Genomic DNA, 19,759 nt, shown 5'->3' with positions numbered 1-19,759 from the left:
TCGTGAGCACTCTCGCCGCCCGCCGCCGACACCCGGCTGCCCTGTTCGTCGTGCTGCTTCTCGCCCTCGTGGTGACCGGTGGCCTCTACGCCGCGTTCGCGCCCAAGACCGCCAAGGCTGCCGGCGCCAGCGCCGAGGACGTCAAGGCCGGTAAGCAGCTGTTCCTCTCGAACTGCTCCACCTGCCACGGCACCAACGCCACCGGCACCACCTCCGGCCCGTCGCTCGTCGGCGTCGGCGCTGCGTCGGTCGACTTCCAGGTCGGCACCGGCCGCATGCCGCTCGCGGCTCCGAACACGCAGGCCCAGCGCAACAACGTCCAGTTCTCGGACGAGCAGATCGCGCAGATGGCTGCCTACGTCCAGAGCCTGGGCCCCGGCCCGAGCGTTCCGGAGAAGGAGTACACGACCCCGGGCGGCAACGCCGCCAAGGGTGGCGAGCTCTTCCGCGTCAACTGCGCCATGTGCCACAACGCCTCCGGCCAGGGCGGCGCCCTGACGCGAGGCAAGTACGCCCCGACCCTGATGTCGGTCAGCGGCAAGCACATCTACGAGGCCATGGTCACGGGCCCGCAGTCGATGCCGGTGTTCAACGACACCAACCTCTCGCCGCAGGACAAGAAGGACATCATCACCTACCTCAAGCACGTCGAGAACGACCCTGCTGAGGGCGGTCACAACCTCGGTGCTCTCGGCCCGGTGACGGAGGGCATGTTCGCCTGGACGTTCGGTATCGGCCTGTGCATCGGTGTGGCCGTGTGGCTCGGACGTAAGGCGGCCTGATGAAGTTTCCCCGTTTCGGATCTGACTCGTCAGACAGGAATCGCAAGAACATGAATGAATCCGGCGCTTCGGCGCACCCGGGTGAGGGCTCGTCGGACTACGCTCCGGTCAGCCTGAACGACGGGCACATCGAGGGCACGGGCGCACTTCCCGACCGCTTCGAGAACCCCGGCCTCCCGCCGCACGTCCACCGTCTCGGTGACGAGGACCCGGCTGCTGCCAAGCGGTCCGAGCGTCAGGTCGCAACCCTGTTCATCATGTCGATGCTCGCCACGGTGCTGTTCGTCGTGGCCTACTTCGCGATCGACAAGAACTCGGTCATGACGATCCCGTTCGTCGGCCCGACCAAGGCGCTTCACTTCGTTCTCGGCTTCACGCTGGCGCTGTCGCTGCTCGGTATCGGCCTCGGTGCCGTCCACTGGGCGAAGACGATCATGCCGGACGAAGAGGTCATCGAAGAGCGTCACGAGCTGAAGTCGGACGACGAGGCCTGGGAAGCCGCCGCCAACATCATGACCGGTGGCGCCGAGGCTGCTCAGCTCAAGCGTCGCCCGCTCCTGAAGTGGACGCTCGGTGGCGCGCTCGGCCTGTTCGCCGTGCCGGTCGCCCTCCCCCTCCTCGGTGGCCTGGGCCCGATGCCGAAGCTCGACCTCGTCAAGACGATGTGGGACACGAAGATCAACGGGCGCGGCCGTCGTCTCATGCGTGACCCGGAAGGCACCGCCATCCGCGCGTCCGACGTGACGCTGGGCTCGGTCTTCCACGTCCTGCCCGAGGGTGTCAACGACACCGAGCACCCCCTCAACGAGAAGACGAAGGCCTCCGTGATCCTCGTCCGTCTCGACGAGGCCAAGATCAAGTCGGAGCGTCAGCGTCAGTGGGGTGTCGACGGCATCGTCGCCTACTCCAAGATCTGCACGCACGTGGGTTGCCCGGTGGGCCTCTACGAGCAGCAGACGCACCACCTGCTCTGCCCCTGCCACCAGTCCACGTTCGACATGACGGACGACTGCAAGGTCATCTTCGGCCCGGCCAAGCGCCCGCTGCCGCAGCTGAAGATCTCCGTCGACGACGAGGGCTACCTCGTGGCTGACCAGGGCTTCAAGCGCCCGGTCGGACCGAGCTTCTGGGAAGACAACGGGAAGGAACTCAAGTCGTGAGCACCGCTGCTTCCGCGCGCGACTCGCACGCTCCGACGACGCAGCGTCAGGACCCCAAGGGCGGCCTGGCGGGTGTGTCGAACTGGATCGACGAGCGCAGCGGCGCCGCCAAGGGCGTGCGCTTCCTCATGAAGAAGGTCTTCCCGGATCACTGGAGCTTCATGCTCGGTGAGGTCGCGCTGTACTCCTTCATCATCCTGCTCATCACCGGTACGTTCCTCACGTTCTGGTTCGTGCCGTCGATGGGCCACACCACCTATAACGGCTCGTACGTGCCGCTGCAGGGCATCCAGATGTCCGAGGCCTTCGCCTCGACCCTCGACATCTCGTTCGACATCCGCGGTGGTCTGCTGATCCGTCAGCTCCACCACTGGGCGGCTCTGCTGTTCGTCGTGTCGATCATGATGCACATGTTCCGCGTGTTCTTCACGGGTGCTTTCCGCAAGCCGCGTGAGATCAACTGGGTCATCGGAACCCTGCTGTTCATGCTGGCCATCATCGAGGGCTTCATGGGCTACTCCCTCCCGGACGACCTCCTGTCCGGTACGGGTATCCGAGCGATGCAGGGCTTCATCCTCTCCACGCCGATCGTCGGTACGTACATCTCGTACGGCCTCTTCGGCGGCGGTTTCCCCGGCGAGATGATCATCCCCCGCTTCTACTCGCTGCACATCCTGCTCATCCCGGCCATCATGGTGGCGCTTCTCGCGGCTCACCTCATCCTGCTCGTCGTGCACAAGCACACGCAGTACCCCGGCCCGGGTCGCACGGACAAGAACGTCGTGGGCTTCCCGCTCATGCCGGTGTACATGGCCAAGGCCGGCGGCTTCTTCTTCATCGTCTTCGGCATCACGGCTCTCATCTCGAGCCTCGTCGGCATCAACGCCATCTGGGCGTACGGTCCGTACGAGCCGACGCAGGTGACCGCCGGTTCGCAGCCTGACTGGTACATGGGCTTCGCCGACGGTGCGCTGCGACTGCTTCCCGGCTTCCTCGAGTTCGTCGCTCTCGGCCACACCTGGAGCATGAACATCTTCCCGGGCTCGATCGCCCTGCTGCCGATCTTCTTCGGCATGATCGCGATCTACCCGTGGATCGAGAACTGGGTCACCGGCGACAAGCGCGAGCACCACGTGCTCGACCGTCCGCGCAACGCTCCGACGCGTACCGCCATCGGTATGGGCTTCGCGGTGTTCTACGCGGTGCTCATGTTCGCGGCCGGTAACGACATCATGGCGATCAAGCTGCACATGTCGATCAACGACATCACGTACTTGTTCCGCTTCCTCGTGATCTTCGGCCCGATCATCGCCTTCTGGGTGACGAAGCGCATCTGCCTCAGCCTGCAGCGTCACGACCGTGACCTCGTGCTGCACGGCCGTGAGTCGGGTCGCATCGTGCGCACCCCCGAGGGTCGCTTCTTCGAGGCGCACGAGGAGGTCGACGAGTTCACCCGCTGGCGTCTGGTCGGCTACGAGGCTCAGGCCCCGAGCAACATCGACACCTCCGGCCTTGAGGGCAAGGAGCTGAAGAAGGCGAAGCGTCGCAACCGCTGGACCAACTTCTACTTCCGTGACCGCATCGCCCCCGTCACGCCTGCCGAGCTCGAAGCGGCTCAGCACCACGGTGACCACGACGAGCTTGAGGCTGCGGTCCTCGAGGACGCGAAGTCCGATCAGTTCGTCGGTGAACTTCACGGTGGCTCCGAGGAGACGGGTCAGCGCTGAGTCAGCTCGCTGCACCACACGAAGGAGGGCCCGATCGGCAACAGCCGATCGGGCCCTCCTTCGTCTGCGATAAGTCTCAGTGATGCAGACGGGACTGAAGAATCGCGACGGTGAGTTGTTCTGGTGTTCCCGCCACCGTCGTCGAACCAGGAATGGGTTGCCACGCTCCCCCGCCAATCCTGAACTCCCCAGTCAGCGTCACATCGATGCGAGTGTTGACGACGCCCTTGCGAGCGTAGGTGTGCGTCACCGCACCTGAGGGGTAGACGCCGCCGGCATCGGGGGTGGGTCCGTGACTCGTTCCGTCGCCGTAGTGGTAGGTGTAGAGAGCGCTGGCAGGACGGATGGTCACCGTGTGACCGAGGACCGTCGTCGTGACGCTCTCCCCCGGTGCGAGCCCTTCAGCTCCGAAGGCGGCACGGAAGTAGGTCGGGAGGCCCGTCAGGGTCGTGTTCCCAACCGGCTGGATGTCCACGCCCGGTTTCGTGAAGATCTGCGTGGTCCAGGCTTGAGCAGCAGCCTCTTCCGGCGTGTAGGTCGGAACAGCTACCTGGGTGACCGTCTCGCCCTGAGGTGAAGCCGCAGGCACTGTCGGCGACGTGAAGTCGACGCCCGCCTCAACGCCGCTCATCCTCGTACGGACGCATGAATACTTCGCCACGCCATCAGCTACAGCGCACGGGTCCTGAGCGATCATGGGGAGGCCGTCGGTTGTGCCCTCACCAAGCGGCACATCTAAGGCGCGCCACATAGGTCCTCCTCTTGGCAGGTTAGACGCAGCCCGAACGATAGGCGTGGCCGTTCCCGGTCGACGAGCAACCGCCACCCGGGAGGCAGATTTTCGGGGTGCGAGAGCTCCGGAGCGAGTGGAACCGGGCACCTTCACAACCACGGTGACCCCACCTCGCCCCGTACAAGCGACCTGTGCCCGCTGGCACCCCTCAGCGGCTACGGAGTTAGCCGCACCGGCTGAAAGGGTCAGGCTCCCGCCCATAACCCCCAGTATGAGAACACGACTAGTCCGCGACAACTCCCTGCTCACCCACCTTCCAGGACCTACCGTCCCAGTCCGTCCGTACCTCGACGTGGCTATTCGTCGGCGGGAAGTTAGCAGTCTTCTTGCCTCGAGTGAACTCGGTAGCGCCCCCATCAGAGTGTCGGACCTGGACGACTACGGAATCCTCCGTCGAGTCCGGGCGGACCGTGGTCGAACCAATCTTAAAGTCTTTGGTTTCTACCCGCTTATTGGTCTTGACGAAGGAGGCGATGGTCTCCTCTTGTTTAGCGCAGGATGTACACGCGGACGTCGACAACTTTGGTATCACCCCAGTCCTCGGCGTCCGGTCCAAGGACCCAAGCGTCTCCAAGTAGAAGCGTGCATAAGCCTTGGCACCTTCGTGGGTGTGGGCCTTGGCTGCGTCCGGGACGACGAACTCACGACTCTGGCCATTCGTGTTCGATGACGTACTCGATGGTGCGCTGGTCGTCTTGGAGGACGATGCGTTTCCGGAAGCGATTCGAGACATGTCGGACGGTGCCACGTCCCCGCTCGACGCGGCCGGCCCCGATTCCCCACTGCACCCGGCGAGCACGACCGCAGCGCAGCACGCCGTCGCCCACCGGCCCAAAGCGCGTCCGCGCGCGGTGGAGGCCCACAGCGCTACCGGCGCGGGCTGCCCTCGCCGCTTCCCCTTCGGAGTGCCGCCGTTGAGCGGCGCAGCATCTCCTCGGACTTCACGGTGCGTGAAACGCTCGGACATGACAACCTCCACGAGTTGATGGGACTCGTCGAGTCTCACCCGGCATCGTCACGAGGTGGCCGAAACGAACGGTAAGTTTTTGGTCAGATTTCGCAGACCACCCTTCAGCGCGCTTCTAACCTCAAACCCACAACTCGTACGAGGCCGACGCCGCTTCGCACTTGCTCGCGCAACCAGGCATGCCGAAGGGCCGCACAGTTCAGAACTGTGCGGCCCTTCGTTTGCGAGGAAGCGATCAGATCGCGTGCTCTCCGCTGAAGTACTCGAACACCCAACCGACGACGGCCAGGGCGACCAGCGGAGCGGCGACGAAGACGATCCACCAACCGACGGCCAGGCCGAGGGCGAGGAGTGAAATCGACGCGGCCAGCCACAGCGGCCACCACGAGTACGGCGAGAAGAAGCCGACCTCACCGGAGACCTCGTTGATCTCGCCCTCGGGCTTGTCGCTCGGGTCGAGGTCCATCTTGCGGTCGGTCATCGCGAAGTAACCCGCGATCATGAGGCCGAACCCGGCGCTGAGGGCCAGACCCACGGCGCCGACCGGCTCGGACCACTCCGTGAAGTGACCGTAGATGAAGATCAGCGGAACGTAGAAGAGTCCGAGGTAGAGGAAGAGCTTGGCCGAAGTCTTCATGCGTTGGTGCCCTTTCGGTCGAGCTGGTTGACCGTCTCAGGCGAAGGCAGCACCGAGAAGACACCGACCTCGGGGTGGTGCAGGTCGAACGCCGGACGCTCCGAACGGATACGCGGGATGCTGTTGAAGTTGTGACGCGGCGGCGGGCACGAGGTGGCCCACTCGAGCGACGCGCCGAAGCCCCACGGGTCGTCCTCGCTGACGATCGGCGCCTTCTTCCACGTGATGTACACGTTGTAGAGGAAGGGAATCATCGACGCGCCGAGCAGGAACGAACCGACGGTCGAGACCTGGTTCATGAACTGGAAGCCGTCCTCCGGCAGGTAGTCCGCGTAACGACGCGGCATGCCCTCGACACCCAGCACGTGCTGGATGAGGAACGTCATGTGGAAGCCGACGAAGAGCATCCAGAACTGGATCTTGCCGAGAGTCTCGTTGAGCATGCGACCCGTGAACTTCGGCCACCAGAAGAAGTAGCCGGCGAACATCGCGAACACCACGGTGCCGAAGATGACGTAGTGGAAGTGCGCGACCACGAAGTAGGAGTCGGACAGGTGGAAGTCCAGCGCCGGGCTGGCGAGGATGACACCGGTGAGACCACCGAAGAGGAAGGTCACGAGGAAGCCGAGGGCCCACAGCATCGGGTTTTCGAAGGTGAGCGAACCGCCCCACATCGTGCCGATCCAGTTGAAGAACTTCACGCCGGTCGGAACGGCGATGAGCATCGTCATGACCGCGAAGAACGGCAGGAGCACCTGGCCGGTGGCGTACATGTGGTGAGCCCACACCGAGACCGAGAGCGCCGCGATGGCGATGGTCGCGAAGACGAGCGTCTTGTAACCGAAGATCGGCTTGCGCGAGAAGACCGGCAGGATCTCCGAGATGATGCCGAAGAACGGCAGCGCGATGATGTAGACCTCGGGGTGACCGAAGAACCAGAACATGTGCTGCCACAGCATGGCACCGGCGGTCTCCGAGTCGAAGACGTGCGCACCCATCGTGCGGTCGAGGCCGAGGCCGAACAGCGCGGCGGCGAGAACCGGGAAGACGAGGAGCACGAGGATCGACGTGATGAGGACGGTCCACGTGAAGATCGACATGCGGAACATCGTCATGCCCGGTGCACGCATGCACACGATCGTCGTGACGAAGTTGACCGCACCCATGATCGAGGCGAAACCGGTCAGCGCAAGGCCGTAGACCCAGAGGTTTCCACCAAGGCCGGGGCTGAACGTCGAGCTCGACAGCGGCGCGTACGCGAACCAACCGAACGAGGCTGCACCCTGCGGCGTGAGGAAGCCGCCGACAGCGATGAGGCTGCCGAAGAGGTAGAGCCAGTAAGCGAACATGTTGAGTCGCGGGAACGCGACGTCGGGAGCACCGATCTGCAGCGGCATGAGCGCGTTCGCGAAGCCCGAGAAGAGCGGCGTCGCGAACATGAGCAGCATGATCGTGCCGTGCATGGTGAACATCTGGTTGAACTGCTCGGGGTTGTCCACGACCTGGAGGCCGGGCTCCCACAGTTCAGCACGGATGACCAGCGCCATGGCGCCGCCCATGAGGAAGAAGATGAACGAGGTGATGAAGTAGAGGTTGCCGATGACCTTGTGGTCGGTCGTCGTGATCCACTTCACAACCGTGCGGCCTGCGTGGAAGTCCTCAGGGCGCCGTCCATCGGGGCGCTCCGCGGTTCCAGCCGCTGGGGTGGCGACGGATGCCATTACTTGCCCTCCTTGACGATGTCGGACGAGTCCAGACCGTCCGGCAGGAACTGCTGGTCCTTCGGGTCGACGCTGGCGCGGTTGAGGGAGTTGGACAGGAAGCCCGTCTTACCCTGCTTGCGAAGGTCGTCCATGTGCTTGTCGTACTCCTCCTGGGAGACGACCTTGACGTTGAAGAGCATCTGCGAGTGGTACGCACCGCACAGCTCAGCGCACTTGCCCTTGAAGGTGCCTTCCTCGGTCGTGTCGACCGCGAAACGGTTCACCTTGCTCGGGATCATGTCGAGCTTCTGCATGAACTGCGGCACCCAGAACGTGTGGATGACGTCACGCGTCGTGAGCACGAACTCAACGCGCTTGTTCACGGGCAGGTACAGCGTGGGCAGAGCCTTCTCGGCGCCCGGCTTGCCGGCCTTCATGTCCGCCATGACGCCGGTCTCGTAGACCTTCTCGTCGGCGTAGTTGAAGTCCCAGCTCCACTGCTTGCCGACGACGTTGATCGTGACGTCAGGCTTCTGCGACGTGTCGAGCAGCTTGTTCTCCAGGCCCACGGTCTTGCCGAAGAGCACGGCGACCATGACGATCGGCACGACCGTGTAGAGAATCTCCAGCGGCACGTTGTACTGCATCTGCGCCGGGAAACCGGTGTCGCTCTTGCGACGGCGGTAGCGCACGATGCACCAGAAGATCAGGCCCCAGACGAGGACACCGACAGCCAAGGCCCAGTACCAAGTACCGAGCCAGAAGTCGATGACCTCGTTGGCGTTCTTCGTGACGCCGTGCGGCAGGTAACCGCGCTCAACGCGCGGCGAACACGCCGACAGGAGCAGCGCAGCTCCACCGAGACCAACAGCAGCAATCCGACGACGCCGCGCTGGGCTCGTCTTTTCAAGGGGCCGACGCACAGCGTCCACCTTCCGCAGATCCAAACCAGGCACGGTAAGACCTTATCCCAGGCACAGGTGGCACTGAGGGTGGGGGTCGGTACCGGGCGTTAACGATTCACTAACGGCCGCGACCCGAGCCGCCGAACGCCGCGATCGGCGGGGCGTGGACGAGCTGGGGCAGCCGAGCACGGTACGCGTCACGTGCGATTTCCGTGACCCCGAGACTGCCGAGGTGCGGCGTGCGCCACTGGACGTCGATGAGCCTCGGCACGTCGTCACGCTCGTAGACGGCGTGCGCGAGCGCGCCGAGAGCGACCTTCGAGGCGTCGGTCGCGCGATGGAACATCGACTCCCCCGCGAACAACCCGCCGATGGCCAGGCCGTACAGGCCTCCGACGAGCGCCCCGTCCTGCCAGACCTCGACCGAGTGAGCGACGCCGAGATCGTGCAGACGCGTGTAGGCGGCAGTGATCTCGGACGTGATCCAGGCGCCCTCGCGGGACGGGTCGGCGCACCCTGCGACGACACCCTCGAAGTCTCGGTCGAAGCTCACCTCGAAGGCACGCGCCGAGCGGCGCAACGACCGCGAGGCGTGAAAGGCGTCGCGGTCCAGGACGCCCCGCTCCTGCGGGGACCACCACCCCATCGGTGGGGCACCGCCCTCCCCCAGCCCCATGGGAAAGACACCGTGCGCGTAGGCCGCAACGATCGTGCCCGGGGCGAGGTCGGCGCCCAGCGCGACGAGGTCGTCGTCGAGGTCGAAACGGGCGAGCGAGAAATCCCACTCACTCGTGAAGTCGAGTGGGTTCAAGGACGACGGCAGCTCAGGTGCGCCTGGACATCGGCCACGGCATCGTCGCCGTACGCCGCGCGCAGACGCTCGAGGAAGGTCTCGGTGCGCAGGACGTACTCCTGGGTGCCGACGGTCTCGATGACGTGTGCGGCCAGGACCGAGCCGACCTGCGCGCATCGGGCGAGGTCGAGCTCCCACGACAGCCCGGCAAGGAATCCGGCGCGGAAGGCGTCGCCGACGCCCGTCGGGTCGACGGCACCCGAGATGGCGGCGACGTCGACGTGAATCGGCTCCTCTCCCTTGCGCAGGATGGTGGCGCCGTCCTTGCCCTTCGTCACGACGCGCACACCGACGCGCTCGAGGATCTCCTCGCCGCTCCAACCGGTCTTCTTCTCGGTCAGGTGCGACTCGTACTCGTTGGTGAACAGGTAGTCTGCGCCGTCGATGATCTCGCGGATGAAGGGACCGTCGGCGAAGGCGAGCTGCTGCGAGGGATCGGCGACGAACGGGAGGCCGCGGCGTCGGCATTCCTCGGTGTTGCGGCGCATGCCTTCGGGGTCGTGGGCGCCGATGAGAACGAGGTCGAAGCCATCGTGGCGTTCGGAGATGGGGCCGATCTCGACTTCGCGCCCTTCGGACATCGCGCCGGGGTAGAACGAGGCCATCTGGGCCATGTCGCGATCGGTCGTGCACACGAAGCGTGCGGTGTGGTGCGTTTCCGACGTGCGCACCTCGGAAATGTCGACGCCGTGGCGCTCGAGCCAGGAACCGTAGTCCGCGAAGTCCGCCCCGACGCAACCGATGAGGACGGGGCGGAGGCCCAGGTTGCCCAGGCCGAAGGCGATGTTGCCTGCCACTCCCCCGCGCCGGATCTGCAGGTCGTCCACGAGGAACGACACCGAGATCTTGTCGAGCTGCTCGACGACGAGCGAGTCGGCGAAGCGCCCGTCGAACGTCATGAGGTGGTCGGTTGCGATGGAACCCGTCACTGCGATCTTCACGTGGGCCAACCTATCGCGGGTGTGCGGACGGGCGCCCACGTCGTCGAAACTCGCCGACACTGACGCGCACTGAGACGCCCCCGGGCCGACCGAACGCGCGTTTGCCGCGCGAGCGACCGCCCTCGGACGAATCCGGTCCGGCCCTCGTCACGAACAGGACCACGCTGGAAGCGGACGCCACGACGCGCGAAAAGCCCACCCCGGTGGGAGTGAGCTTGCGAACTCACAAGGGGTGGGCTTTCGCGCGTCGTGCCCGAAGCTGTGTCGCACCGAGGCTGAACTCCGAGCTTGCGAGGGGTTCAGACCGGAAGACGCAGCGAGGGAAGGATCAGCTGAAGCTGTCGCCGCAGGCGCAGGAGCTGCCGGCGTTGGGGTTGTCGATGGTGAAGCCCTGCTTCTCGATGGTGTCGGAGAAGTCGATGGAGGCGCCTTCGAGGTAGGGCGCGCTCATGCGGTCGACGACGACCTCGACACCGTCGAAGTCGCGCACGAGATCACCGTCGAGGGTGCGCTCGTCGAAGTAGAGCTGGTAGATCAGGCCGGAGCACCCGCCGGGCTGGACGCCGACGCGCAGACGCAGGTCGTCGCGTCCTTCCTGCTCGAGCAGGCTCTTCACCTTGGAGGCCGCGACGTCGCTCAGGTTGACGCCGTGCGTACCGGTTTCGGTCTGGGTGTTCGTCTCCACAGTCATCGTGGATCGATCCTCTCTCACGTCCTCGGTCCTGGTGGTCTCCAGGCCGTGTGTAGGGCAACAGCGGCACGCTCGTGCGTGTTCCCGGTGTACCACTGTACGCCCGCCGGGGTGGTCATCCGGAAGCCGCCGGCCACTGGAGGCCGAGCACCCAGGCGCCTGCGACCGCGGCAGCCAGGGCCACAGCGACGAAGGCCGTCTTCCACCAAGCAGCGGGCAGGTGCGTGGCTCGGGCGAGCGCGGAGGCGTCGTTGGCTCCGACACGGGAGGCGAACAGTTCGAGTGCCCCACGCAGACCGGCGGCGAGCAGAAAGGCGGACACGAGCGCGCACGCCGCGAGCGCCTGCTCGGGTTCGGCCCAGCGGCGCAGGGCGACGAGACCTGCCAGCACGGCGAGCATGACGACGACGCCGAAGACGTTGCGCAGCAGGAACAGCGTCCCTCCGAGCACGACGAGGAGCACGAGCACCCAGGCCTCGACGTGGTCGTGACGGGCGGCCCACACCCCGCTGAGCCCGACGAGGGAGGGCGCCGGGTAGCCCGCGAGGAGGGTGAGGACGACACCGGGGCCACCGGAACGTCCGACACTCACCGTTTCTCCCGAGGAGTCACGGTTGAGTCGGATCGAACGAAGCCGTCGCCCGGCGAGCAGCGCGACAAGCGCGTGCCCCGCCTCGTGGACGGCTGTGACCCCATGGCGACCCCACCGATACGTCGACGGCACGAGCGCAAGGGCGACCCCGACGACGAGGGCCACCCACAGGAGAGCCTCACCCTCGTCCACCGCGGAGGGGGCGAGGGCGAGGCTCACGCTCGAGTGGAGGTTCACTCAGATCCGAGGCGTCGGGCGATCCGCTGCAGGAGCACGGTCTCGGCGAGGCAGACCTTCTCGAACTCGCCGAGGTGGAGCGACTCGTTGGCGCCGTGTGCGCGCGTGTCCGGGTCCTCCACGCCCGTGACGAGGAGTGCCGCGTCGGGCATCATCTCGGCGAAGAGGGACACGAAGGGAATGGAACCGCCGATGCCGACGTCCACCGGCTCGTTCTGCCAGGCGTCCGCGAAGGCCGCACGCGCCTCCTCGTAGACCGGACCGTTCGCGTCGGCGGAGAAGCCCGCACCCAGCTCGTCGAGTTCGACGTTGACCTCGGCGCCCCACGGCGCCGCGTCTTCGAGGTGCTTCTTCAGCGCGTCGAAGGCCGCCTGCGGATCCTGGCTCGGCGCGACGCGCAGGGAGAGCTTGGCACGCGCACTCGCGGTGAGGGTGTTGCTCGCCACGTCAACGCCCGGGGCGTCGATGCCGATGACCGTGATGCTCGGCTTGAGCCACAGGCGAGACGTGAGCGGACCCGAGCCGATGAGTTGCGTGCCGGGCAGCATGCCGGCGTCCGAGCGCAGCTGGTCGGCGTCGTACTCGATCTCGGTGTCCTCGGACGCATCGAGACCGGGTACCGCGACGTTGCCCTCTGCGTCATGCAACTCGGCCATGAGGCGGCACATCGTCGTCAGGGCGTCGGGCGCGGCTCCGCCGAACATCCCCGAGTGAACCGAGTGCTTCAACGTGCGGACGGTGACGACCGCACGCACCGTGCCGCGCAGCGTTGTCGTGAGGGCAGGCGTGCCGACGGCCCAGTTCGCGGAGTCGGCGAGGACGAGCGCGTCGGAGCGCAACTCGTCGGCGTACTTCTCCAGCAGGGCGGGCAGGGAGTCGGAGGCGATCTCCTCCTCCCCCTCGATGAACAGGGTGACGTCGCAGGGAAGGTCGTCTCCCCACGCGCGCACTGCGGCCAGGTGCGCCATGACACCGGCCTTGTCGTCGGCCGCGCCGCGACCGTAGAGACGACCGTCGCGTTCGGTCGGCTCGAACGGCGGCGTGTCCCAATGTGCGTCCGCGCCCGGCGGCTGCACGTCGTGGTGGGCGTACATGAGAACCCTCGGGGCTCCGGCCGGGCCGCTCTTGTGGGCGATGACGGCGGGGCGTCCTCCCTCGGCCACCACCTTGACGTCCATGCCCTCCGCAGCGAGCAGCTCGGCGACGGCCTCGGCCGAACGAGCAACCTGCGTCTGGTCGAAGGAGCCGAGCGAAACACTCGGGATGCGGGTCAGTTCCTTGAGGTCCTCGACGACCTTCGGCATGAGGGAACGGACGCGTTCGCGCAGCTGCTCGAGGTCGACGACGGTGTCATTCGTGTTCACACCGGCCACGGTATCGTCCGCGGCGAGCGAGTCGTCCGATCCCACGCACCGAGGGTGACCTACCATGATCGGGTGTTCGGACGAGACAAGACCACGACCCAGGGCGCTACACGCGTCGAAGCCTCCACGACGGCGGAAACCCCCGTTTCCCCGGTGAAGGAGCGTCCGGGCGCCAAGAACCGCCCGACGCCCAAGCGCAAGGATCAAGAGGCCGCGCGTCGCCGCCCCCTCGTGGAGACCGACCGCAAGGCCGCCAAAGCGGCGAACAAGCAGCGTGCCCGCGAGGCGCGCCTCGCCCAGCGCGCCGCAGCCGAGCGGGGCGACGACAGCGCCCTTCCCGCCCGCGACCGCGGCCCGGAGAAGCGCTACATCCGCGACCGTGTCGACTCACGCCTCAACATCGGTGAGATCGCACTTCCGCTCATGCTCGTCGCGGTCATCGTCATGTTCGTGCCGAACCCGTCGATCCAGTCTCTCGGGCTCATCATCGTCTGGGCCGTGCTGCTCATCGCCCTCTTCGACGCGATCTTCATGTGGCGCAGCACGAAGAAGCGCCTCATCCAGAAGTTCGGTGCGGCACCGCGCGGCGGCGCCGGCTACGCCATCATGCGCGCCATGCAGATCCGCCGCGGCCGCTTCCCCCGGCCCGTCGTCAAGCGCGGCGAGAAGATCGACTGACACCTCAGGCGTTCAGCGGCATCGGCCCGTAGACGGCCTCCTCACCATTCATGAGCGAGACCTCCTCGACACCCTCGTCGAGGAGGTCTTGCCATGTCTGCGACAGCCAGGCCTCGGCGTCCTCCTGGGAGGAGAAGGGGCCGCCGACACGGGCGGACGTCTCACTGGTCCAGTTCCACTCGTCCATGCCTGTGAGCCTACGAGCCGTGCCGCGTCGACGGCGGCACTAGGGTGACGGAGAAACCGATCTTCGAAGGAGACGCACATGTCCGCTACGTCCGAGATCCTGTCCGAGCTTCCGATCGATCAGCTCGCCGAGCAGGTGGGCGCGAGCCCTGAGGAAACCGAGGCCGCCGTGCGCAGCGTCGTGCCTGCCCTCCTCGGCGGCATGGAGGCCAACATCCAGCACCCCGGCGGGCAGAGTGCCCTGCTCGAGGCGCTCGGCGGTCACGTCGACTCCTCTCCCACGCTCGACGAGGTGAACACCGACGACGGCGCCAAGATCGCCCAGCACGTCTTCGGCGACCAGCAGGACGCCGTCGTCAACCAGCTCGGCGGTCTGCCGGGCACGAGCAACGACCTCGTGCGACGACTCATACCGATCATCGCGCCGATCGTCATCTCCTACCTTGCCAAGCGGGTTCTCGGTGGAGGCGCGGACACCAACGCCTCGGCCGGCGCCGGTTCCAGCGCCGACATCCTGACGCAGATCCTCTCGGGCGTTCTCGGTGGCTCCGTGCCGGGTGCCCAGTCGGCCGGACAGGGGAGCCAGCAGGCTCAACCCCAGCAGCAAGCGGGCCCGAACTGGGGCGACATCCTCGGCAACGTCCTCGGTGGCGGCACGCGTATCTGACGCCGGCGCCGAACACACCGAAGCGGCCGCTCCCCTGGCGAGGGGAGCGGCCGCTTCGTCGTGAGTGCGCCGAACGGCGTCGGCGCGGGGTCAGTTGGAGCGCGTCTGGACCTCGACGAACGGCGGCTTCGTCACGACAGCCTCGAGGAGTCGACCGCGCACGTCGACGGCCACGGTGTCGCCCTCGGCGACGTCCGGGAGCATAAGCGCGAGCGCGACGCCCTGGCCGAGCGTGGGCGAGAACGTGCCCGAGGTGACCTCACCGAGTTCCTCGCCCTCGGTGCTGCGCACGACGCAGTGGGCACGCGGGATGCCGCGACCGGTCAGCTTGAGGCCGCGCGAAATGCGACGCGGACCCTCGGCCTTCTCCTTCGTGAGCGCGTCCTTGCCCCAGAAGGAGTCCTTCTTCCACCCCACGGCCCAGCCGGCGCGAGCCTGGACGGGCGTGATCTCGAGCGACAGGTCCTGACCGTGCAGCGGGTAGCCCATCTCGGTGCGCAGCGTGTCGCGAGCGCCGAGCCCGCAGGGCAGGCCCTCGTAGGGAGCGGCTGCTTCGAGGAGTGCGTCCCACAGGGCGAGGGCGTCCTCCCAGCGGCTGACGAGTTCATAGCCGCGCTCACCCGTGTAGCCGGTGCGGCAGACGGTGAGCGGGCGGCCCTCCCACTCGGCTTCGTCGAAGCTCATGTAGTCGTGGTCGACCGGCAGGCCCAGCGCCGAGACGACCTCGTCCGACTTGGGCCCCTGAACGGCGAGGACGGCGAACTCCTCGTGCGCGTCGCGCACGGTGATGCCCTCCGGGGCGGCCTCGGCGAGACGACGCACGACCTCGGCGGTGTTGGCGGCGTTGGGGATGAGGAACAGGTCGTCCTCGGCCTTGACGTAGACGATGAGGTCGTCGACGACGCCGCCGGACTCGTCGCAGCACATCGTGTACTGAGCCTTGCCGGGTTGGATCTTGCGCAGGTCGTTGGACAGGCATACGTTGACGAAGTCGAGGGCCCCCTCGCCCTGGACCGTCGCCTTCCCGAGGTGGCTGACGTCGAAGATGCCGACACGCTCGCGCACAGCCGTGTGCTCGCGCACGACGCCGCCGCCGGGGTACTCGATCGGCATGGCCCACCCACCGAAGTCGGCCATCTTGGCCCCCAGGGCGCGGTGACGCTCGTCGAGCGGGGACAGTTTCGCTTCACTCATACAGCCGAACCTATCGCCCCGGACGATCGTCCGGGGCGGATGGGGCCGCTAGGGTCGACGAGGAGCAGTTTCGCGACCCCTCGCGGGTCGATCATTCGCAAGAGAAAGGCACTTCACGTGACCACCGTGAACCTCAGCGACAAGGCCACCGCCGCGTCCAAGGCCGACGTCCTCGTCGTCCTCACCGCGAAGTCGAAGGACGGAGCCCGTGTCGTCGACCCGCAGGGCGTCTCCGCCGAGACCGTGAAGGCCGTCAACGCCGCCCTCGGCACCCTCAAGGCCAAAGCGAGCGCCGACGAGGTCGTGCGCCTCGCCGGTATCGCCGGCACCGAGGGCGTCGTGCTCGCCGTCGGTTCCGGCCAGGAGCGCGATGATGCCCTCACCGACGTCGGCGCGCAGCGTGACGCCGCCGGCAGCGCTGCCCGCGCGCTCGCGGACGTCGAGAGCGCCGTCTTCGCCTTCCCCGCGAGCCACGCCGAGGCCGTCGGCGCCGTCACCGAGGGCGTCCTCCTGGGCGCTTATGTGTACGGCGAGTACAAGAAGGAGCCGACGAAGCCCGTCGACGACGTGAAGATCCTCGTCGCCGACGCCAAGGAGAAGGGCCTGACGCAGGCCGTCGCCGACGCGACGATCCGCGCCAACGCGCAGAACTGGGCCCGTGACCTCGTCAACATGCCGCCGCTCGACCTCTACCCCGGTTCGTTCGCCGAGATCGTGCGCAAGCGCCTCGCGAGCTCGAAGGTCAAGGTCGCCGTCATGGACGAGAAGGCCCTCGCCAAGGCCGAGTGCGGCGGCCTCATCGGCGTCGGGCGCGGATCGGCGCGCCCGCCGCGTCTGGTCACCCTCACGTACAAGCCGAGCAACGCCAAGCGCCACATCTCGATCGTCGGCAAGGGCATCACGTTCGACTCCGGCGGCCTGTGCATCAAGCCCGCCAACGGCATGGTGACGATGAAGTGCGACATGGCCGGCGCCGCCGCCGTCGCTGCCTTCGTCGAAGCTGCCGCCGAACTCGAACTGCCGGTCGCCATCACCGGCTACCTGTGCCTCGCGGAGAACATGACCGGCGCCGACGCCCAGCGCCCCGGTGACGTCATCCGCATGCACGACGGCACCACGGTGGAGATCGACAACACCGACGCCGAAGGTCGCCTCGTCATGGCCGACGGCCTCTGCTACGCCAGCGCCGAGGAGCCCGATCTCATCATCGACATCGCCACCCTCACGGGCGCTGCGGTGCTCGCTCTCGGCAACCGCACGGCCGCGGTCGTCGGCAACAACGACGAGGTCCGGGACGACGTCATCTCCGCCTCCGACCGCGTGGGCGAGCACATGTGGCCGATGCCGCTGCTCGACCACCTGCGCCCGAGCATCAACTCCGAGGTCGCCGACCTCAAGCACACCGGCGAGCGCATGGGCGGGCTCATCACGGCCGCCATGTTCCTCAAGGAGTTCGTCGGCGAGAAGAACGGTGAGCAGATCGACTGGGTGCACCTCGACATCGCCGCTCCGGCGTTCAACGAGGGCGGCGCCTACGGCTTCACCCCCAAGGGCGGCACCGGCTTTGCCGTGCGCACTCTGCTCGAGGTCGCCGCGTCCTGACGCGGCCCTCCCCGCGCGAACCCGGGCCGTTCCGAGGAAGCCCAACTTCCTACTGACGGGTACTGGCCCGGGTTTCCGCAACCTCGCTCGACAGTGACAAGATGGGGTCTGATCGGGAGCCCGTTTCGCGACCCGCCCCCGGAGTCGACAACTTCATCCGCGACCCCAAACGTGCAATTTGGATTGAGGAGACCTCCACCCATGTCTGACCGCGTGACCATGCCGGCCCTCGGCGAGTCGGTGACCGAAGGCACCGTGACCCGTTGGCTGAAGAACGTCGGTGACACCGTTGCCGTTGACGAGCCGCTGCTCGAGGTCTCCACGGACAAGGTCGACACCGAGATTCCGTCCCCGGTTGCCGGCACGCTGCAGGAGATCCTCGTCGAAGAGGACGAGACGGTGCCGGTCGGCGCTGACCTCGCCGTCGTCGGCGACGGTGAGGCCTCCGGCGGTTCCGACTCCTCCGACGACTCGGCCGAGGCCGAGGACAAGGGCGAGGAGAAGACCGAGGAAGCTGCTGAGGAGACCTCCTCCGAGAAGGAGTCCAAGTCCTCCGACGACGAGCAGAAGTCCGAAGAGCCCAAGCAGGAAGCTGCCTCCTCCGGCGGCGGCGAGGTCTCCGGTGGCGAGAAGGTGACGATGCCGGCGCTCGGCGAGTCCGTCACCGAGGGCACCATCACGCGCTGGCTCAAGGCCGAGGGCGACGACGTCGCCGTCGACGAGCCGCTGCTCGAGGTCTCCACGGACAAGGTCGACACCGAGGTTCCCTCCCCCGTGGCGGGCAAGCTGACGAAGATCCTGGTTTCTGAGGACGAGACGGTGCCGGTCGGCGCCGACCTCGCCGTCATCGGGGGCGAGGCGGGCGGTTCGTCCGACGACTCGGCCGAGTCCGAGGAGAAGGCCGAGCAGCCGCAGGAGTCCGTCGACTCCGAGAAGCAGGACGAGGCCGTCGAGGCTGCCGAGAACAAGTCCGAGACCTCCGAGCCCGAGAAGGCTCCCGAGGCCAAGGACGAGCCGAAGGAAGAGCCGAAGCAGGAGGCTCCCGCCAAGGAGTCTTCCTCCAGCGACCAGGGTGACAAGCAGCAGGAGGCCTCGACGAAGATCGACAACTCCGGCACGTACGTCACGCCGCTCGTGCGCAAGATCGCGGCCGAGAACAACATCGACCTGTCGTCTATCAAGGGCACCGGTGTCGGCGGTCGTATCCGTAAGCAGGACGTCCTCGACGCCGCCAAGGCCGCTTCGGCGCCCAAGGAAGAGGCACCGGCCCCCGCACAGGAGTCGGCTGCCGCTGCTCCCGCAGCTTCGGCCACGCCGCAGGCCGCTCCCCAGGCGTCCGCCGAGGCCCAGGCCAAGCGCGGCACGACCGAGAAGATGTCGCGTCTGCGCAAGGTCATCGCCCAGCGCATGGTCGAGTCGCTCGCCACGTCGGCGCAGCTCACGGCCGTCGTCGAGGTCGACATGACCAAGGTCGCCGCCACGCGTGCGCGCAACAAGGAGAACTTCAAGTCCCGCGAGGGCGTCAACCTCTCCTACCTGCCGTTCATCACGACGGCGGTCGTCGAGGCACTCAAGGCGTTCCCGCAGGTCAACTCCTCGGTCGACGGCGAGAACATCGTCTACCACAACGCCGAGCACATCGGCATTGCGGTTGACACGCCGCGCGGCCTGCTCGTGCCGGTGGTCAAGGACGCCGGTGACCTGTCGATCGCCGGCATCGCGAAGAAGATCGCCGACCTTGCCGCGCGTACGCGTGACAACAAGGTGACGCCGGACGAGCTGGGTGGTGGCACGTTCACCATCTCCAACATCGGCTCGAACGGTTCGCTCCTCGACACGCCGATCATCAACCAGCCGCAGGTCGCCATCCTCGGCACCGGCGCGATGACGAAGCGCCCGGTTGTCGTCACGGACGAGTTCGGCAACGACTCCATCGCGGTCCGCCAGATGATGTACCTCGTCCTCACCTACGACCACCGCGTGGTCGACGGCGCGGACGCCGGTCGCTTCCTCTCGGCCGTCAAGGCCCGTCTGGAAGAGGGCGCCTTCGAGGTGTGACCCTCAGGCGGTCCGACGGCTT

Annotated in this window: 19 protein-coding genes; 7 read left to right on the top strand and 12 right to left on the bottom strand. The window is 66.8% G+C overall.

The annotated features are described in order from the left end of the window. Window positions 1–2 precede the first annotated feature (2 nt). Genes EVU97_RS02145 through EVU97_RS02135 form a run of 3 tightly spaced genes read left to right on the top strand, consistent with a single transcriptional unit; the run spans window position 3 to window position 3,669 of the window. Complete coding sequence (locus EVU97_RS02145) at window positions 3–782, top strand: c-type cytochrome (RefSeq protein WP_047311474.1); 780 nt, start codon at window positions 3–5, stop codon at window positions 780–782. Window positions 783–832: 50 nt separating this feature from the next. Continuing rightward, window positions 833–1,942, top strand: coding sequence for a ubiquinol-cytochrome c reductase iron-sulfur subunit (locus EVU97_RS02140; RefSeq protein WP_129663106.1), 1,110 nt, complete (start codon window positions 833–835; stop codon window positions 1,940–1,942). Next, a complete protein-coding gene (locus tag EVU97_RS02135; RefSeq protein ID WP_129663104.1) occupies window positions 1,939–3,669 on the top strand; it encodes a cytochrome bc complex cytochrome b subunit in 1,731 nt (576 codons plus the stop codon). Before EVU97_RS02140 ends, EVU97_RS02135 begins: the two co-directional genes overlap by 4 nt. A 76-nt stretch (window positions 3,670–3,745) precedes the next feature. On the opposite strand, the gene EVU97_RS02130 is transcribed toward EVU97_RS02135, so the two are convergent. The 10 genes from EVU97_RS02130 to EVU97_RS02090 all read right to left on the bottom strand — a co-directional run bounded on the left by EVU97_RS02130 (window position 3,746) and on the right by EVU97_RS02090 (window position 13,352). After that, a complete protein-coding gene (locus EVU97_RS02130; RefSeq protein WP_129663102.1) occupies window positions 3,746–4,300 on the bottom strand; it encodes a hypothetical protein in 555 nt (184 codons plus the stop codon). Between the two features lie 385 nt (window positions 4,301–4,685). Next, a complete protein-coding gene (locus EVU97_RS15420) occupies window positions 4,686–5,195 on the bottom strand; it encodes a DUF6318 family protein (RefSeq protein ID WP_223060461.1) in 510 nt (169 codons plus the stop codon). Between the two features lie 469 nt (window positions 5,196–5,664). Further along, a complete protein-coding gene (locus EVU97_RS02125) occupies window positions 5,665–6,066 on the bottom strand; it encodes a cytochrome c oxidase subunit 4 (RefSeq protein WP_118913147.1) in 402 nt (133 codons plus the stop codon). Continuing rightward, window positions 6,063–7,787 carry a cytochrome c oxidase subunit I gene (ctaD, locus tag EVU97_RS02120; RefSeq protein WP_118913146.1) on the bottom strand — a complete coding sequence of 575 codons (1,725 nt, stop codon included), beginning with the start codon at window positions 7,785–7,787 and terminating at the stop codon, window positions 6,063–6,065. The genes EVU97_RS02125 and ctaD overlap by 4 nt, the downstream gene beginning before the upstream one ends. Then, complete coding sequence (gene coxB / locus EVU97_RS02115; RefSeq protein ID WP_129663100.1) at window positions 7,787–8,716, bottom strand: cytochrome c oxidase subunit II; 930 nt, start codon at window positions 8,714–8,716, stop codon at window positions 7,787–7,789. Before coxB ends, ctaD begins: the two co-directional genes overlap by 1 nt. A 76-nt stretch (window positions 8,717–8,792) precedes the next feature. Next, entirely contained in the window at window positions 8,793–9,485 is a 693-nt protein-coding gene (aat, locus tag EVU97_RS02110; RefSeq protein ID WP_240730092.1) for a leucyl/phenylalanyl-tRNA--protein transferase, read from the bottom strand. Continuing rightward, on the bottom strand, window positions 9,482–10,468 hold the full coding sequence (locus EVU97_RS02105) for a carbohydrate kinase family protein (RefSeq protein WP_240730091.1): 987 nt from the start codon (window positions 10,466–10,468) through the stop codon (window positions 9,482–9,484). The genes aat and EVU97_RS02105 overlap by 4 nt, the downstream gene beginning before the upstream one ends. 328 nt (window positions 10,469–10,796) lie before the next feature. Continuing rightward, window positions 10,797–11,159, bottom strand: coding sequence for an iron-sulfur cluster insertion protein ErpA (erpA, locus tag EVU97_RS02100; protein WP_118913144.1), 363 nt, complete (start codon window positions 11,157–11,159; stop codon window positions 10,797–10,799). Window positions 11,160–11,274: 115 nt separating this feature from the next. Beyond that, complete coding sequence (locus EVU97_RS02095) at window positions 11,275–11,970, bottom strand: M50 family metallopeptidase (protein ID WP_165357839.1); 696 nt, start codon at window positions 11,968–11,970, stop codon at window positions 11,275–11,277. A 14-nt stretch (window positions 11,971–11,984) separates the two neighbouring features. Beyond that, the gene (locus tag EVU97_RS02090) at window positions 11,985–13,352 is read right to left on the bottom strand and encodes a dipeptidase (protein ID WP_255417448.1); all 1,368 of its coding nucleotides are present in this window, start codon (window positions 13,350–13,352) and stop codon (window positions 11,985–11,987) included. A 72-nt stretch (window positions 13,353–13,424) separates the two neighbouring features. On the opposite strand from EVU97_RS02090, the gene EVU97_RS02085 reads away from it, so the two are divergent. Next, window positions 13,425–14,030: a DUF3043 domain-containing protein gene (locus tag EVU97_RS02085; RefSeq protein ID WP_165357838.1), complete on the top strand. Its 606-nt coding sequence runs from the start codon at window positions 13,425–13,427 to the stop codon at window positions 14,028–14,030. Window positions 14,031–14,034: 4 nt separating this feature from the next. Here EVU97_RS02085 and EVU97_RS02080 read toward each other — a convergent pair whose 3' ends face one another. Next, complete coding sequence (locus tag EVU97_RS02080) at window positions 14,035–14,217, bottom strand: hypothetical protein (protein WP_129663090.1); 183 nt, start codon at window positions 14,215–14,217, stop codon at window positions 14,035–14,037. Between the two features lie 78 nt (window positions 14,218–14,295). On the opposite strand from EVU97_RS02080, the gene EVU97_RS02075 reads away from it, so the two are divergent. Further along, a complete protein-coding gene (locus EVU97_RS02075) occupies window positions 14,296–14,883 on the top strand; it encodes a DUF937 domain-containing protein (protein ID WP_129663088.1) in 588 nt (195 codons plus the stop codon). 90 nt (window positions 14,884–14,973) lie between these two features. Here EVU97_RS02075 and gcvT read toward each other — a convergent pair whose 3' ends face one another. Continuing rightward, complete coding sequence (gene gcvT, locus EVU97_RS02070) at window positions 14,974–16,077, bottom strand: glycine cleavage system aminomethyltransferase GcvT (protein WP_129663086.1); 1,104 nt, start codon at window positions 16,075–16,077, stop codon at window positions 14,974–14,976. 117 nt (window positions 16,078–16,194) lie between these two features. Between gcvT and EVU97_RS02065 the strand changes: the two genes are divergently transcribed. Both EVU97_RS02065 and sucB read left to right on the top strand, forming a co-directional pair. Continuing rightward, entirely contained in the window at window positions 16,195–17,679 is a 1,485-nt protein-coding gene (locus EVU97_RS02065) for a leucyl aminopeptidase (RefSeq protein WP_129663084.1), read from the top strand. A 201-nt stretch (window positions 17,680–17,880) separates the two neighbouring features. Beyond that, window positions 17,881–19,737, top strand: a complete 1,857-nt coding sequence (gene sucB, locus EVU97_RS02060; protein ID WP_129663082.1) for a 2-oxoglutarate dehydrogenase, E2 component, dihydrolipoamide succinyltransferase — start codon at window positions 17,881–17,883, stop codon at window positions 19,735–19,737. The last annotated feature ends 22 nt before the right edge of the window (window positions 19,738–19,759 follow it).

This window comes from Dermacoccus sp. 147Ba, from assembly GCF_004151355.1.
GTDB lineage: Bacteria > Actinomycetota > Actinomycetes > Actinomycetales > Dermatophilaceae > Dermacoccus > Dermacoccus abyssi.
This window is presented reverse-complemented; position numbering and strand designations above follow the sequence as displayed.

Bases quoted from the DNA above. Each gene is read 5' to 3' on its own strand.
- ctaD (WP_118913146.1), bottom strand. From the start codon at position 7,787: ATGGCATCCGTCGCCACCCCAGCGGCTGGAACCGCGGAGCGCCCCGAT.
- sucB (WP_129663082.1), top strand. From the start codon at position 17,881: ATGTCTGACCGCGTGACCATGCCGGCCCTCGGCGAGTCGGTGACCGAA.
- EVU97_RS02080 (WP_129663090.1), bottom strand. From the start codon at position 14,217: ATGGACGAGTGGAACTGGACCAGTGAGACGTCCGCCCGTGTCGGCGGC.
- EVU97_RS02130 (WP_129663102.1), bottom strand. From the start codon at position 4,300: ATGAGCGGCGTTGAGGCGGGCGTCGACTTCACGTCGCCGACAGTGCCT.
- EVU97_RS02140 (WP_129663106.1), top strand. From the start codon at position 833: ATGAATGAATCCGGCGCTTCGGCGCACCCGGGTGAGGGCTCGTCGGAC.
- gcvT (WP_129663086.1), bottom strand. From the start codon at position 16,077: ATGAGTGAAGCGAAACTGTCCCCGCTCGACGAGCGTCACCGCGCCCTG.
- EVU97_RS02125 (WP_118913147.1), bottom strand. From the start codon at position 6,066: ATGAAGACTTCGGCCAAGCTCTTCCTCTACCTCGGACTCTTCTACGTT.
- EVU97_RS15420 (WP_223060461.1), bottom strand. From the start codon at position 5,195: ATGTCTCGAATCGCTTCCGGAAACGCATCGTCCTCCAAGACGACCAGC.
- EVU97_RS02075 (WP_129663088.1), top strand. From the start codon at position 14,296: ATGTCCGCTACGTCCGAGATCCTGTCCGAGCTTCCGATCGATCAGCTC.
- erpA (WP_118913144.1), bottom strand. From the start codon at position 11,159: ATGACTGTGGAGACGAACACCCAGACCGAAACCGGTACGCACGGCGTC.